Origin of the sequence: Shewanella holmiensis (genome assembly GCF_025370255.1) — a bacterium.
GTDB lineage: Bacteria > Pseudomonadota > Gammaproteobacteria > Enterobacterales > Shewanellaceae > Shewanella > Shewanella holmiensis.
Genome location: NZ_JAMTCD010000015.1, coordinates 90,801 through 106,241 on the forward strand (window position 1 = coordinate 90,801; position 15,441 = coordinate 106,241).

General features: G+C 40.6%; 13 protein-coding genes. 8 read left to right on the forward strand and 5 right to left on the reverse strand.

The window, feature by feature from the left end:
• Positions 1-218 precede the first annotated feature (218 nt).
• Genes NE535_RS12370 through NE535_RS12385 form a run of 4 tightly spaced genes read left to right on the forward strand, consistent with a single transcriptional unit; the run spans position 219 to position 5,229 of the window.
• Positions 219-2,138: a WecB/TagA/CpsF family glycosyltransferase gene (locus NE535_RS12370; RefSeq protein ID WP_261298942.1), complete on the forward strand. Its 1,920-nt coding sequence runs from the start codon at positions 219-221 to the stop codon at positions 2,136-2,138.
• Positions 2,139-2,147: 9 nt separating this feature from the next.
• Positions 2,148-3,500 (forward strand): nucleotidyltransferase family protein, encoded by a 1,353-nt coding sequence (locus NE535_RS12375; RefSeq protein ID WP_261298943.1) that lies wholly within the window; start codon positions 2,148-2,150, stop codon positions 3,498-3,500.
• A 31-nt stretch (positions 3,501-3,531) separates the two neighbouring features.
• Positions 3,532-3,951 carry an FAD synthase family protein gene (locus NE535_RS12380; protein ID WP_261298944.1) on the forward strand — a complete coding sequence of 140 codons (420 nt, stop codon included), beginning with the start codon at positions 3,532-3,534 and terminating at the stop codon, positions 3,949-3,951.
• Positions 3,952-3,984: 33 nt separating this feature from the next.
• Positions 3,985-5,229: a CDP-glycerol glycerophosphotransferase family protein gene (locus NE535_RS12385; RefSeq protein ID WP_261298945.1), complete on the forward strand. Its 1,245-nt coding sequence runs from the start codon at positions 3,985-3,987 to the stop codon at positions 5,227-5,229.
• Positions 5,230-5,265: 36 nt separating this feature from the next.
• On the opposite strand, the gene cysS is transcribed toward NE535_RS12385, so the two are convergent.
• Positions 5,266-6,645: a cysteine--tRNA ligase gene (cysS, locus tag NE535_RS12390; protein WP_261298946.1), complete on the reverse strand. Its 1,380-nt coding sequence runs from the start codon at positions 6,643-6,645 to the stop codon at positions 5,266-5,268.
• 142 nt (positions 6,646-6,787) lie between these two features.
• Here cysS and NE535_RS12395 point away from each other — a divergent pair, with 142 nt between their 5' ends.
• Positions 6,788-7,279, forward strand: a complete 492-nt coding sequence (locus NE535_RS12395; RefSeq protein ID WP_261298947.1) for a peptidylprolyl isomerase — start codon at positions 6,788-6,790, stop codon at positions 7,277-7,279.
• Positions 7,279-8,013 carry a UDP-2,3-diacylglucosamine diphosphatase gene (locus NE535_RS12400; RefSeq protein WP_261298948.1) on the forward strand — a complete coding sequence of 245 codons (735 nt, stop codon included), beginning with the start codon at positions 7,279-7,281 and terminating at the stop codon, positions 8,011-8,013. Before NE535_RS12395 ends, NE535_RS12400 begins: the two co-directional genes overlap by 1 nt.
• A 102-nt stretch (positions 8,014-8,115) precedes the next feature.
• Here the strand turns inward: NE535_RS12400 and miaE are convergent, their stop codons facing one another.
• The gene (gene miaE, locus NE535_RS12405) at positions 8,116-8,910 is read right to left on the reverse strand and encodes a tRNA isopentenyl-2-thiomethyl-A-37 hydroxylase MiaE (RefSeq protein WP_261298949.1); all 795 of its coding nucleotides are present in this window, start codon (positions 8,908-8,910) and stop codon (positions 8,116-8,118) included.
• A gap of 332 nt (positions 8,911-9,242) precedes the next feature.
• Here miaE and NE535_RS12410 point away from each other — a divergent pair, with 332 nt between their 5' ends.
• The gene (locus NE535_RS12410) at positions 9,243-9,839 is read left to right on the forward strand and encodes a Yip1 family protein (RefSeq protein ID WP_261298950.1); all 597 of its coding nucleotides are present in this window, start codon (positions 9,243-9,245) and stop codon (positions 9,837-9,839) included.
• Between the two features lie 113 nt (positions 9,840-9,952).
• On the opposite strand, the gene fabB is transcribed toward NE535_RS12410, so the two are convergent.
• Positions 9,953-11,164 (reverse strand): beta-ketoacyl-ACP synthase I, encoded by a 1,212-nt coding sequence (fabB, locus tag NE535_RS12415; RefSeq protein WP_261298951.1) that lies wholly within the window; start codon positions 11,162-11,164, stop codon positions 9,953-9,955.
• Between the two features lie 131 nt (positions 11,165-11,295).
• On the opposite strand from fabB, the gene mnmC1 reads away from it, so the two are divergent.
• A complete protein-coding gene (mnmC1, locus tag NE535_RS12420; RefSeq protein WP_261298952.1) occupies positions 11,296-13,290 on the forward strand; it encodes an FAD-dependent 5-carboxymethylaminomethyl-2-thiouridine(34) oxidoreductase MnmC1 in 1,995 nt (664 codons plus the stop codon).
• Positions 13,291-14,209: 919 nt separating this feature from the next.
• Here the strand turns inward: mnmC1 and NE535_RS12425 are convergent.
• Both NE535_RS12425 and NE535_RS12430 read right to left on the reverse strand, forming a co-directional pair.
• On the reverse strand, positions 14,210-14,695 hold the full coding sequence (locus NE535_RS12425; protein ID WP_261298953.1) for a DUF4468 domain-containing protein: 486 nt from the start codon (positions 14,693-14,695) through the stop codon (positions 14,210-14,212).
• A 357-nt stretch (positions 14,696-15,052) separates the two neighbouring features.
• The coding region (locus NE535_RS12430) for a hypothetical protein (protein WP_261298954.1) at positions 15,053-15,441 on the reverse strand (389 nt) is incomplete at its 5' end.

The window sequence follows — 15,441 nt, forward strand, 5'->3', positions numbered from 1 at the left end:
TGCCTTGCAAACTGCAAACAGGATATCGCCCATCAACAAAAAACACTGTAAAAACCAAAAAAAAATCAACAACTTAAAATATGGCACAGTTTAAGCATTGCTAGATGTATAACAAATAATCCCTGATGGGATTAAACAATATATCGAGGTAACTTATGCGAATTCATATAAAACAAGTCTCTGTATCAGTCAGAATGATCGAGACGCTTTTGAGCTCGATGATATTAGTATTGATAAGCCCGATACTGATACTTAAAGCAATTCACCTAAAAGTGACTTCAGGACAAGTCTTTGAGACTCTCTATATTCACAGTGGTCAGAGTAAACCCATTGCATTGTTACAGTTTTCTGACTCAAATTTCTCCACGCCACTGGGGTTACTGAATGTCATCAAAGGTGAACTAGGATTAGTTGGAGGCCAATATCAATATGCGGTTTTACCCTACCACGAATATTTGATACGTCCTGGTTTAATGTCCTTTAAGCAAATGCATGCCCGAATGGGCATAGCCTACGATCAATATGTTATTAACCCAAAACTTAACACTTCAGTAGTATGTTACCTGCTAGCAACACTGCGCTGTCTGTTAGGGTATAGTTTGTCCTCCAATGTGATCTGTTCAACTCAAAAGCAGTTTCAATTATTCAGAGTCACTATTAGCAATATCACCATGAGTGATGCTATCAACAATGTCATTAACAGTGCTAAAACGCCTGAGTGTGACAGCTATGCATTTGTAAATGCCGACTGTATGAATATCGCTCATAAAAATGAGCAATATCGACAAATACTCAATCAAAACAAAAACGTATTTGCTGACGGGAGTGGTTTACGTTTGGCCTGCAAATTCCACCGCATTGCTTTAAAAGATAACGTAAACGGTACTGATATGTTTCCCCTCTTATGCCAACGGGCTGCCGAACAAGGTGTGGGCATATTTATGTTGGGTGCAAAACCTAATATTGCCAATAAAGCCGCAGAAAAAATGCAACAACGCTTTCCTAAGCTACGCATTTGTGGCTCCCATGATGGCTATTTTTCTGAACAGCAAACCGATGAAGTGATTGGTAAAATCAATTCTTCTGGTGCACAAATATTACTGGTTGCTATGGGCGCACCAATCCAAGAGCGTTGGATTGCCGAGCACAGTGAAAAGTTAAATGTTGGGGCAGCAATAGGTGTCGGTGGCTTATTTGATTTTTATGCAGATGCAGTAAGCAGAGCGCCTGTTGCAGTTCGTCAAATGGGAATGGAATGGACATGGCGATTAATGCAAGAGCCCAAAAGAATGTGGCACCGCTATATTGTGGGTAATCCTCTCTTTGTAATGCGGGTCTTTCTCGAGTTAGCCAAGCAGAAACTATCCCATAGCAAACCTGAACCAACGGCTAAGTTAAATGAATTGCAAAATGCATCAGCAAACTTTCAAAATGCAAATTTTGCCACTGCAGCAGAGCAAAACTTCTTAATGCTAGGAAAACACGCTCAGCAAGTTAACCATAAAAACTATCAATGGTTTTTTCTTAAAATCAAACTCAATCAAATCGCCAAAAGGCTGCTTGATATATTTGGTTCAAGTGTACTGCTGATATTACTTTCACCACTATTTTTACTTACAGCATTGGCCATTCGTTTCGAATCAAAAGGTGCGATATTTTTCAGTCAAACCCGCGCGGGGCAAGATAACCAACCATTTACTATGTGGAAGTTTCGTTCAATGTTTAACGATGCTGAAGCGCGTTTAGCCAAGTTGAAAACTGAGAATGAAATGCGCGGTGGTGTGCTGTTTAAAATGAAGAAAGACCCAAGGATAACCTACGTTGGTAAGTGGATCCGCAAGCTCTCTATTGATGAATTACCACAACTTTGGAACGTGTTAAAAGGCGACATGTCATTAGTTGGCCCGCGTCCTGCATTACCTACAGAAGTGAACCAATATCAATTGTCAGATAGACGCAGATTGATGGTAAAGCCGGGCATAACTTGTATTTGGCAAGTATCTGGCAGGTCTGATATCCCTTTTGATAAACAAGTCGAGTTGGATGTTGATTATATCTACCAACAATCGCTAACTAAAGATATTCAATTGTTATTTAAAACTATACCCGCGGTGTTATTTGCCCGTGGCGCGTATTAGGAGCAGACCATGCAAGCCATTATTTTTGCTAATCGTTCAGCCGCAGAGCTAGCACCGCTAAACCGTCAGTACAGCGCGGCATTAATGCCTTTAGTGAATAAAGCCTTAATTGAGTATACGTTAGAGGACTTATCTTGTGCAGGTATTACCCATGCGAAGTTAGTGGTTGCCAACCGAGCAAGTGAGATTGAAGCGCATATTGGTACAGGGGCCAAATGGAACCTAACCATAGATTACTTTTTAAGTAAGCCTGAAGAAGATGTTAATTCAGTGCTACAACGTATGCAGTTAGACCCACAACAAACGCAGTTAGTGGTCCGCGGTGATATCATTAGAACGCCCTGCATTAAACGTTTTGTCGACTTTGCCTCAAAGATACAACACACGTTTGTATTAGCATCGATGAATAACCAAAATCCTGGGTTATTAATGCTACCCGCTGGCCGTTCACATGGGGCTAGTTTAAATTGGCCTATTGCTGAGTTACCCCAAAATCAGCAACGCAGCATCAACCAAGTATTGCATGGTAAAACGTTCCATTTAGACAGCATTGCAAACTTCGCTGCGGCAACAAAGTATATCATCAAACATGCACATGATTTCGCCATTAAAGGCCGTAAAATCGACAGTTTGGAAACAGCTAATTTATATCTTGGCCAACAAACCCAATGTCCAAGTTTTACCGATAAAACGGTTCATGGCAGCATTGGCGAAAATAGTTTCGTTCACCCTTTAGTTAGTTGCAAAAACTTAATTGTTATTGGCCAAAACTGTTTTATAGAAGACAGCGAGCTAAATGATAGCATCATCATGCCCAATACTTTTGTGGGTAAAAACCTCACAGTAAAAAATCAAATTATTTCGCAAGATTACATCATAGATATAACCCATAGCACTTGGGTAAAAGTCGATGACACTAGCCTGGTTGCTGCTTGTCAGACTGGCGTTAAGCAACAGCAAAAACCGTCATTAGTGCATAGATTCATTGGTTTTGCTTTGCTGATACTGGCTTTACCTTTAATGCTGATAAGTTTACTGGTCGCCAAAGCAACTTCCCCTCAACAGCCTATTATTCGCTTCAATGCCAGTAGTAACCAGCAGCGCACAATTCAGTTATACGAAATCGCTGTCAATTCGCAAATATTAGCCAAGTTACCGCAATTGTGGCATGTGGCCAAAGGCAATCTATTAATTTTCGGGGCAAGCGCAACCTTAAACCAACAGGCAAAATATGGGGTATTTGGGCCGGTACAACTGTTACTTGATAAGAACGCCCCAGCAGAAGAAATCGAATTGGTTGAGATGGAGTTTCAGCAGTTAAGTCAACTCGGCTACGTCAAACGTTTATGGCAATTAGCTTAATGCATACCAGACAAACTTTGAGGATACAGATATGAAAACCATTATAACCTACGGCACATTCGATTTATTCCATTTTGGCCATGTTAGACTGTTTAAACGGTTAAAAAGCTTAGGAGATAGATTAATTGTAGGCGTTTCAACCGATGAGTTTAATGCCTTAAAAGGCAAAGCAGCCTTCTTTAATTATCAGCAAAGAATTGAAATTGTTGAGGCCTGTAAATACGTTGACATGGTAATTGCTGAAACAGATTGGCGGCAAAAACGTACTGACATTATTCGCCTCAATGCTGATGTATTTGCCATTGGCGACGATTGGGCAGGTAAATTTGATGACTTGAATGATATTTGTAACGTCCTATATTTAGAACGTACTCAGCAAATATCGACCACTGATATTAAAAATAATTTAGCAAACACCCGTGCCGCGATATTGAGCCCGCAAACGGTTTAATTCTTGGTAAACTTATTTAACTTGGATACCGCCATGAATGCTATTTTGCTGTTATTACGCTTAACTATCACTCAGCTTATTTACACTCTTTCTGACTTTATCCCTAGACGTCACAAAGCGGTAATGGGCTGTTATAAAGATAAATTTGCCGATAACAGTAAATACTTATTTTTACACTGGCAGCAGCAAAAGACTATCCGCGCCATCTGGATTTCCGCAGATAAACAGCTAATTAAGCGTTTACAAACACAGGGATATGAAGCTTATCTAAGGTGGTCGCTATTAGGTGTGTGGCATAGCGCTACCGCTAAGTTTTATGTGTATAACACTTATATTGGTGATATTAATCAATACCTAGCAAAAGGCGCGGTTAAAATTAACTTATGGCATGGTTCGCCATTAAAACAAATCGAATTTGATATCAGTAATGGTCCGCTTTTTCAGGTTTATCATCCACAAAACATTATGCAAAAGTTGATTGCTAAAGCCCAATACCATCAACAATATGTGCGCCCAAACTTAATGGTAGCGCCTAGTGATATGGTTAAAAAACTGTTTTGCAGCGGCTTTAGAATTAACGATGAGCAGTTGTTAACCTGTGGAAATCCTCGCACCGATTACTATCAACGTTATAAAAGTGAAGATTGGTTGCAACTTCAGTTACCCATAAATACACAGCAAGTGATCTTATATGCGCCATCATGGCGCGACAGTCATTTAGATTCGGCGACCAACATTTATACTCAAGCCATCGACTTTGAACGTTTGTCGTCACAATTACAAAAGTCGAATCAATGTTTGTTGTTAAGGTTGCATCCAAATGAAGCGCACCTTGCAACTGAGATGAGCCAATATCCGCATATTATAAATATCACTTTTTGGGATGATATTTACGGCATTCTTGAAAAAATTGATTTATTAATCACTGACTATTCATCTATCTATATTGATGCCTTGCAATACCCATGTGATATCGCTTTTTTCTTATTTGATAAAACACACTATCAAGCAGAATGTCGCTGTGAATACTCCTATGTGGCTGAATTACCTAAAGCCGGCATCGACTTGTTCAACTTTGTAGAGTTGCAGGAATATTTGATTGAATTTGCACAAAAACGCCATACTGTAACGAAACGAGAAGCTGTGCATTCTTATCAAGCATTTAACAGAAGCCGTTTATTGCACACCTTTTGGCAACACCAAAACCGTTGTGGTTTAGATTGCTTAGATGCATTTGTTCAAAATGAGCAAATTGTCGCCACAAAAAAGCCTGCTTAAATGAGCAGGCTTTTGAGTTGAAAGGCGACGTCAATATTACTTTTTACGCCACGTAGTACCTGTTGGGCCATCTTCTAACACAACGCCGAGTTCGTTTAAACGATCGCGTGCAACGTCCGCTGCTGGCCAATCTTTCTCTATACGGGCGCGGTTACGTTCAACAATCAAAGCTTCAATTTCAGCCACTTCATCATCGCTCCCCTCACCTTTGAAGAAAGCCTCTGGTGTTTGACTAACGATACCTAATACAGATGTCAGTTGCTGCAAGCTAACACCTAGTGCAGACGCTGCCGCCATATCTGTTAACTTAAGACGATTGATTTCACGCACCATGTCAAATAGTACAGAGTATGCTTCAGGAGTATTGAAGTCATCATCCATAGCCGTTTTAAATTTAGCGATATACTCGGTGGCTGGTGCAGCCTCAACGGTTAAGTCTAAATCCTTTAGCGCGGTATATAAACGCTCTAATGCCGCACGAGCTTGTTTTAAATTATCTTCAGAATAATTTAGCTGACTACGATAATGGCCTGACAACAAGAAATAACGCACGGTTTCTGGATCATAATGCTCCAGAACATCACGAATAGTGAAAAAGTTACCTAAAGACTTAGACATCTTTTCACGGTCAACCATCACCATGCCCGAATGCATCCAATAATTCACATAAGGCGTGTCATGGGCACAACAAGACTGAGCAATTTCGTTTTCATGGTGCGGGAATTGTAAATCGCTGCCACCACCATGAATGTCAAAATGAATTCCTAAATGCTTGCTGTTCATTGCAGAACATTCAATGTGCCAGCCAGGACGGCCAGGACCCCAAGGTGACTCCCAAGTAGGCTCACCTGGTTTAGACATTTTCCATAACACAAAATCCATAGGATTTTGTTTGCCTTGATCCACCTCAACACGGGCACCGGCTTGAAGTTGATCTAAGTTTTGTCCTGATAAACGGCCGTAATCTTTATATGAAGCCACGCTAAAAAGTACATCACCATCAGGGGCAACGTAGGCATGACCTCGATCTAATAAACGCTGCACCATATCAATAATCTCTGGCATATGCAGGGTTGCTTTAGGTTCAAAGTCAGGGCGAACCATATTCAGCGCATCAAAATCTTTGTGCATTTCAGCGGTTAAACGCTCTGTTAACGCATCGCAAGACTCGTTATTTTCGTTAGCTCGTTTAATAATTTTGTCGTCAACGTCGGTAATATTACGTTGAAAATTAACTTCATAACCAATGTAACGTAGATAGCGCACTATCATGTCAAAAGATACGAAAGTACGGCCATGACCGATATGGCATAAATCATAAATGGTTACGCCACACACATACATCCCAATTTTACCTGGGTTAATCGGTTTAAACTCTTGTTTTTCACGGCTTATACTGTTGTAGATCTTTAACATCGAAGTTCTCTTGTATACCAGTTTAGTGGGAATATTGTTTGCACTGAGTCTATCATGTTGCACACGGTTTTGAACACTGCACTTTATGAGTCAATCAAGATAAGTTAGAATCGCGCAAATTATTTTATCTAGGTGAGAAAACATGATTACTTTACATACCAACTTGGGCGACATTACTTTTCAATTAGATGCTGAAAAAGCGCCTATCACAGCAGCTAACTTTATGAAGTACGTTGAAGATGGCTTTTTTGATGGCACTATTTTTCACCGTGTGATTGATGGTTTCATGCTTCAAGGCGGTGGTTTTACTGAAGATATGGGTCAAAAGCGTTGTAATGAAGCGATCAAAAATGAAGCAAACAACGGTTTATCTAACCGCAAAGGTACTGTTGCTATGGCACGTACTTCTGATCCGCATTCAGCAACAGCGCAGTTTTTCATTAACGTAAACGATAATACCTTTTTAGATTTCAAATCAGAAACCAGCCAAGGTTGGGGTTACTGTGTATTTGGTGAAGTGGTAGAAGGTATGGATGTTGTAGAAAAAATCAAAGGCGTTGCTACCGGCAACCGTGGCATGCATCAAGATGTGCCATTAGAAGCCATTATCATTCAAAGCGTATCTGTTAAGTAATGCAGACTGCTTTTGTGGGTGATTTGCACTTAAGTGCCGATCGCCCCGACATCACCCAGGCATTCTTGCAGTTTTTACAGCAAGGTTTAAATAATGTAGAAGCCCTTTACATTATTGGCGACTTGTTTGAAGTCTGGATGGGTGATGATATTGCAGAGCCTTTTACCCAAGAAATTGCCACTGCTTTAGCCTGTGTAGCTAAGCAGATACCCGTGTTTTTTACACAGGGAAATCGTGATTTCATGTTAGGAAAATCATATTGCAATCAAGCGGGTATGACTTTATTACCTGATATTTTTATTACCCAATTATATGGGAAATCCACCGTAATACTCCACGGCGACACCTTGTGTACTTTAGATATTGCTTACCAACGATTTAGACGCTTTAGAAGCATCCCTGTTATTCGCTGGATATACTGCCATCTGCCTAAGCAAACTCGCTTAAACATTGCCGCTAAAATCAGGCAAAAAAGCCAGCTTGGTAATAAACAAAAGCAATATCAGATTATGGACGTCGAACCTGGTGCTGTAGATAATCTTTTGGCACAAACGGCTTGTTCGTTAATGATCCACGGACACACTCATCGTCCAGCTATTCATCCATTACCTAATGGGCGACAAAGAGTGGTCGTCGGTGATTGGTATACACAAGGTAGCGTGCTAATGGTAAACCCTGATGGTTGTCATTTGCTGCAATTGCCCTTTGACGTCTCGCCAAGCAAGATGGCTTAAATGAGCCCACATTGCCCATCCATACTCACCCTCGCTCTCGCTTAATAGATTAAGGTTGCTCACATCAAAACGCTAATCCTTGTCATCACATCCAGCTAAAGATCACTTCGTGGTTTTATGCAGTAATACCTCCACAGTAGGCATACCACTGTGAAATCGAAAATCATTATCTTCAGCAAGGATTAACTCAGCTTCTTTTATTCTAAAAAAATCGATACGTTCACTGATATCGCCACCAGCCACCTCTTCAGCCAAAGAGAGGTAATCTTGATAGTGGCGTGCTTCTGAACGTAATAAAGACGTATAAAACTTGGTTAACTCAGGGTCTAAATGCGGTGCCAACTTGGCAAATCGTTCACATGATCGGGCTTCAATAAATGCCCCAACAATTAGCTTATCAATGATGGTTAAGGGTTCATGGGTACGAACATGACCTATCAATTGTCTGGCATACTGCCCTGCACGCATATTGGTATAGGCGATACCTCTATCAGTCATTATCTGCAAAACTTGTTCAAAATGATGAAACTCTTCTTTAATCAGTCGTACCATTTTGCTCAGTAAATCCGCACTAATGGCTAAATGATGACTTGCCGCCAGATCATTAGTGATATCGTTTTTCTTAACATCACGATTTAAAAATGCCTGCGCATCTCGGGTTTGACTATACACAAAATCTTCATATGGCTTGGCCCACGCTTTTAAAATATCAGCACTACTTTTATCAATCGCATATTTACGGATCATCATCATTGCTGTTTGCGCGGCTTTTAATTCGCAATTGCAATGATCAATTAGCAACACGTTTAATTGTTCAGGCTTTTTAGCTGCTTGTATCCATGACTCGGGAGTTTCACAACCTAAAAACGCTTTTATGGGGGCAAGTAATTGCTGCATGAGTGAGATTATCCTTTTCAATCTAGGCTGACATATTACCTATCCGGTGGTTTTTTCTGAAGACAAAAACACAATACCGCTTGACGAAACGCTTTTTATGTTCAATAAATAGTCTAGGCGCAGTTAAATTTAACTAAACATTAACAAGCGCATCAATCACCTTAAGTGGATAGACTTCAAATTGGGAATGAGGTCATTACTTAGCAAGTTTACTACTCAATTTTGTAGCGCTAAGTATGTGTTGGACTGATTAAGGCGATTGTAAAGAGCTGTAGTCAGTTCGTCTGTAGTTTGGCGAACTTGTAGTAATGTGCTAAACAAGGATAACAATAATGATACTAAATCACTTAATGGGGCTATACACCCATCCTAAACAAGAGTGGCAAACGATTGAAAAAAACCATGAGGCATTAAAAAGTAGCTTAAGTCATGTACTGCTAATTGCCCTCATACCTGCTATTTGTTCATATTTTGCAACAGCGCACATCGGCTGGAATCCAGGCGCTGGCGAACCGTTATTTTTAACCAGTGAAAGTGCAATGTTTATGTCAGTTGGCATGTACTTCGGTTTAATTGCTGGCGTGATGGCATTAGCTTATCTGGCTTATTGGATGGGTAAAACCTTTGATGCTAGCCCAACATATACTCAAGCTGTAGAATTAGCAGCGTATACAGCAACACCATTATTCATGGTGGGGTTTGCGGCGCTGTATCCAGTCTTGTGGTTTATCATGGTCGTTGGTTTAGTCGGCTTAGCTTACTCAGTGTATTTACTTTATGCTGGCGTACCTATCATCATGAATATTCCTGAAGAAAAAGGCTTCATTTATGCTAGCTCAGTAGTCACGGCAGGATTAGTGTTGTTAGTTGCTTTAATGGCTTCTAGTGTTATTTTATGGAGCTTAGGCTTTGGGCCTATGATGCAATAGTCATCATGCTAACAAAATAAATTTGAAAGTTATTTTGTTAAATTAATCCCAATAAAAAACCAGTCGTTAGACTGGTTTTTTATTGGGTCTTCAGCAACAAACTAAATCAATAATTACTTATATTTACGAAGAATTAATGTTGCGTTTGTACCACCAAAACCAAAGCTATTGCTCATTATGGTGGTTAACTCTGTTTGACGTAGCTCACGCACAACAGGAATATCTTTAGCTTGTTCATCAAGGTTGTCGATGTTGATGCTTGGCGCAATAAAACTATTTTCCATCATTAACATACTATAAATCGCTTCATGAACACCCGCGGCGCCTAGAGCATGTCCTGTAAGCGACTTAGTTGACGCTACAGGCGGAATATTGTCTTTAAACACTGCCCGCAAAGCTTCGAGTTCACGCACGTCACCAACAGGTGTTGAGGTACCGTGTGAATTCACGTAATCAATTGGAGTATCAACATCGGCTAACGCCATTTGCATACAACGAACAGCGCCTTCACCCGATGGCGCAACCATGTCATAACCATCAGAAGATGCGCCATAGCCGACTACTTCAGCATAAATCTTTGCCCCACGCGCTAAAGCGTGTTCTAACTCTTCAACAACAACTATTCCGCCGCCGCCAGATATAACAAAGCCATCACGGTCAGCATCATAGGTACGAGACGCTTTTGTCGGATTATCATTGTACTTAGTTGATAACGCGCCCATCGCATCAAAGCCCATGGTGAGTGTCCAATCAACCTCTTCAGCGCCACCGGCAAATACCATATCTTGCTTACCCATTTGAATAAGCTCAACAGCATGTCCGATACAATGTGCTGATGTAGCACATGCAGAACTAATTGAGTAGTTAACACCTTTAATTTTAAACGGCGTTGCTAAACAAGCACTGGCTGTACTGGCCATAATACGTGGCACAATGTAAGGACCAACACGCTTTACGCCTTTTTCACGTAACGTATCAGCAGCTTGTACCTGATTAGAAGATGACGCACCACCAGTGCCCACTACCAAACCAACACGAAAATCTGAGTACTGCTCTTCGGTTAAGTTAGCATCGGTTATCGCTTCTTGCATGGCGATATAAGCATAAGCCGCCGCATCACCCATGAAGCGTAACGCTTTACGGTCAATGTGATCTGCTGGGTTGATTTTGATATCACCCCAAACGTGGCTACGTAACTGCATTTCTTCAAACTGATCCGAATGGGTAATACCACTACGGCCAGCTTTAAGTGAATCTAGAACTTCTTGCTTGTTGTTACCGATACTTGAAACTACACCTAGACCGGTGATCACGACTCTTTTCATTATTTGATATCCATTTGGTAGATGTCGGCACTTAATTGCGGCAATAATATCTGTTTTAGTGCTTTTAAGTGGTCAGCTTTCCATAAACACAGGTAAAATAATGCCAATTATTCCTGTTTGAGTAAAATTTTTTGAGTAAAAGCACTAATTTATTCATCGTAAATCATTATAAACAATACCTCCAGCAGCTTATTCTGACAGGAGAAGAGGCGGCAACCCATGACTTAGTCCATATTGGCCACATTGGATTAATGCAACCTGAAAACCTACATGATTTAATCGATGCATTTACTCAAGTGACTCAAAGTGGCTCAACATTACCCTCGCCACGATTACACATCAGTTTATTAACGGGACACATTCAGGCACAACAAATGGAATTTACCCATTTTGTGACCACGCTAACACAAACGTTAACCCCGTTGATTAAAGACATTGCGATTGCGCCAATAGAAGGTTGCCAGCGGCTAAACCTACTAAGCAACGTTACCATTGACTGCTATTTTGGCTCGCCGATTGAACAGTTAAACGCCATCGCGAACCATCGCCAAACTGTTCAACATTGGTTTGTCGCCAGTAGTACGTTGCTGCCGACAGTCAGGGATCACTTTTACTCATCGGCAGCAATATGGCAACTAGGTAGACTTAGCAATGATAATGCTGCGTTGAGTATTTATGATATTGACCAACACGCGATAGAGCCTTTAGCTAACGAGTTAAAAGCTATCATCAAACACTGTGGATTTCAGTTATTAGATCAACACCAGCCCCTTTCAAATGAGGTTGATGTCATAGCATGTCAGGAGCGCCTGGCGCTTAGAAATCAACAGCAAGCAAATTTTGCTTATCAAGGCTCATTAACCCCGCCACTCATTGCTGACACCATTGGTATTATCGGTGGTGGGATTGCCAGTGCATCACTTGCCCTATCGCTAGCTGAAAGAGGCAGAAATGTTGTACTTTATTGTCAAGATAACATGCTGGCACAGGGGGCTTCAGGAAACCGCCAAGGAGCCATTTATCCATTATTAACCCCAGAAAATAATGCTCTCAGCCGATTTTACCAGCAGGCTTTTTTGTATAGCCGCCAACGCGTTCAACGCCTCATTAGCCAAGGTTTTACACCAAGTCATGACTTCTGTGGGGTGTTACACACAGGCTTTGATGAGCGAACGACAGCAAGGCTTGCTAAAATCATCGAAGGTCAGGCATGGCCAAGTGACATCGCCCTACCCGTATCGGCATTGCAGGCCAGTCAAATTGCTGGGGTTGAAATTAACCAAGACGGCTTATTCTATCCATTAGGTGGCTGGATATGCCCTCATGAGTTTGCCAAGGCATCTCTTGAGCTAGCGTCAACCTTAAGTAACATCACCATTAAATTTCATTGTAAAATTGACAACATCACCCATTCTGACAATGGCTGGGTGTTATATACAGAATCAAACACCAGCCCAATAGGCCAGCACAAACAATTAGTACTGGCTAATGGTGAAACCTTAACCCAGTTTAGCCAAACAGCCCAAATCCCATTGAGTGGGTTTAGAGGGCAAGTGAGTCATGTGCCCTCTCAAGGTCAATTAGCACAGCTCAAAACCGTTATTTGTGCCAATGGTTACCTCACACCAGCCCACGAACACCTTCATTGTGTGGGAGCAAGTTATGTTAAAAATCCCGAGAATCTAACGTTTTGCCCGATAGAACAACATGAAAACGGTCAAAAAATGCGTCAAAGCTTTGCTGATGTCAGTTGGCCAAATGACATTGATACCCGTAATAATGATGCCAGAGTGGGTGTGAGAATGGTCAGTCGTGATCATTTTCCTGTTATGGGTTTTGCGACAGACATGGAAAAATTAAACCAGCGCTATCAAATCCAATTAAACAGTAATGATAAACCCAGTTTGTGGCAGCGGTATTGGCAAACGACTCCTGCACCAGTTCATGATGGACTCTTTGTTTTAGGCGGGTTTGGTTCTCGGGGGTTAAGTTCAGCGCCTCTAGTCGCCGAATGTCTTGCAGCAAACTTATGTGGCGAGGTGATACCAGTAGGCTTAGACACCCAAACGTTACTTAACCCAAATCGAATGTGGATGCGAAAATTACTCAAAGGCAAAGCGATATAAATTCGATGTTTAAAGATTTAAACGTTACGTTTATTTGGAAAATAAGCGTATTGGAAGATTTGTTTTTATAAAAGTTTGCCCTGACCAGACTAAATTTTAAAACTCAGTTAAATTTTCATAGACGTCAGATTGACTTCAAGTGCCAATGATCAAGCTAGACGCCGCAAGCATCTCCATGTGGGCTTAACCAAAACAATAACATCCATGTTAAACAGCCAGTTCGGCATCCATGCCTCTCGCTCAAAAATGTTTCACTTAGTGAAACTTCGCCCTGTTTTGGATACTCGCTGGATCATCTGCACCTGAATTTTTGTTTCTTCGATTTAGCTTCATTGTTGGCTGCTCGAAAGAGCTATATAAAACAGAAGTTAGCTTATTTTTGGACAAAAGTGTGTAGGCCTTCGAATGAAGGCGTTGGCATTTTGAGCTTATAACATTTGGCTGAGTTGGAATTGGGCTTTGTGTTTAAAGTCGAATCTTCATTGTTGTTAAAAGCCTGCGGCTCGCTTATGTGCAGATACTGCTTCGGGACGCTATGCGTCATCCCTGACCGCTTAACGAAAACATCCCTGTTTTCGATACCCTCAGCCGCATCTACACTTGATTACTTGGTTATTTGATCTCTTCGATTTAACCTTTCGGGTATCAATCGGACAATAAAAAGCTAAATCGTTTTTGGACAGGAATCGTTTAGAGCTTAGGCTCTAGACTATACGGTTCACATTATCATTACTAATGGCTATCTTAAGAAAGTGGAATTATGTTCACTAAGAGACAGGTAGGTCGCAGTTCACTCTCGAAGCACAAGCTAGCCAAAGAGTGTAGATTAGGTGTTCTAAATGCGCCCCCCTGTCCGGAGCCCTATGCAGGTTGGTGTTGGGAGGCTTGAAACTTCCGGCCTCCTGATTATGTTTATATACTAAAAGTCATCACTTTGATTAGATCTTAGATAGCTTTCTAAGTTTGCAGATATTGAATCAAACAGAGCAAGAACTTCGTTATAACCACTAACCGTAGGTTTATCCCAGCGACATGTTTGCCCTGGTACAATACCTTTATTTAATACTAGTTCTAATTTTGCGCGATTATCTCTTGCTAAAAATTTAAGTGTATAGTTTGAGGGGCATTGTATTGAAGCAATACCATCTGAAAGAGTCCATGAAACAATTCCCTTACCGATATACTTTCCTTCATCAATATCAGACACTCTTACAACTGAAGTGCTGTCACCAAAAGATTCAGCAAAAAAGTCTCTCGCTTTCTTAAAAACTTGCTCCTGATCAATCGCAAGATCTTCATAGATATACTCTTTAGGCTGAATATCTTGATCAGATACTTGCTGCATAGATGTTGTTGCACATCCACTTAGCCCTACTAAAACTACAAATGCGAATAGATTTTTCAAATTTATCTCCTTATTTTGATATTTTTAGATTCACATAAAAGCTTATTAAGCCACAATAATTCAGACACTTAAAAAGTCGTCAGCAGTTTGTTAAGCATAAAGAAAAACAGTTTATCGCTCTTTTTTCTCACGGATTGCGGTGTGAAATTATAACGGTATATTGCTCTAGTACTAAAAAGATCATATCACCCAATAAATCAGAAAATATTAGGCTATATTAGCTGTTCTCCGATTCATCCATTTATCTCGGGAACTAGGAACTAGTTATGGGACAGAAATGACTTAAAGTGATTAAAATGGACATATACGCTCCGCTGTCAGAAATTATTAGTCCGGAGGTTTGATGTTAGGGAACGGTCACGTTTTATGTGACGACAGATCATCACCCCGCTGTGCACTTTCTGTTTTATCTTCTGGTTCGAACATCTTAGTGGCAGAGGTGTTTGTAGTTTGAATTGCTCTTTTAAAAGTTACTAAAGTTTTACTAGAGTCATTTAATTCGTTGTTAAGCACCTCTATGATTTCAGATCTTAACACATTGAAATTACATAGGTAATCAGTTGGTACTATAATTCTTTTGGGGTTGTAGTGGTAGTCTATTCCTTCTCGCATTTTTTCAATAAGTTTAAAATATAGATTTTCTAATCGTGCACTATTCGAGTCTGAGCTTATTACATAAAATTTATCCATTGCTATTACTAGTTTTTTACTAATATCAAACATTTCTCGTCTGACTTGGAGTGCGC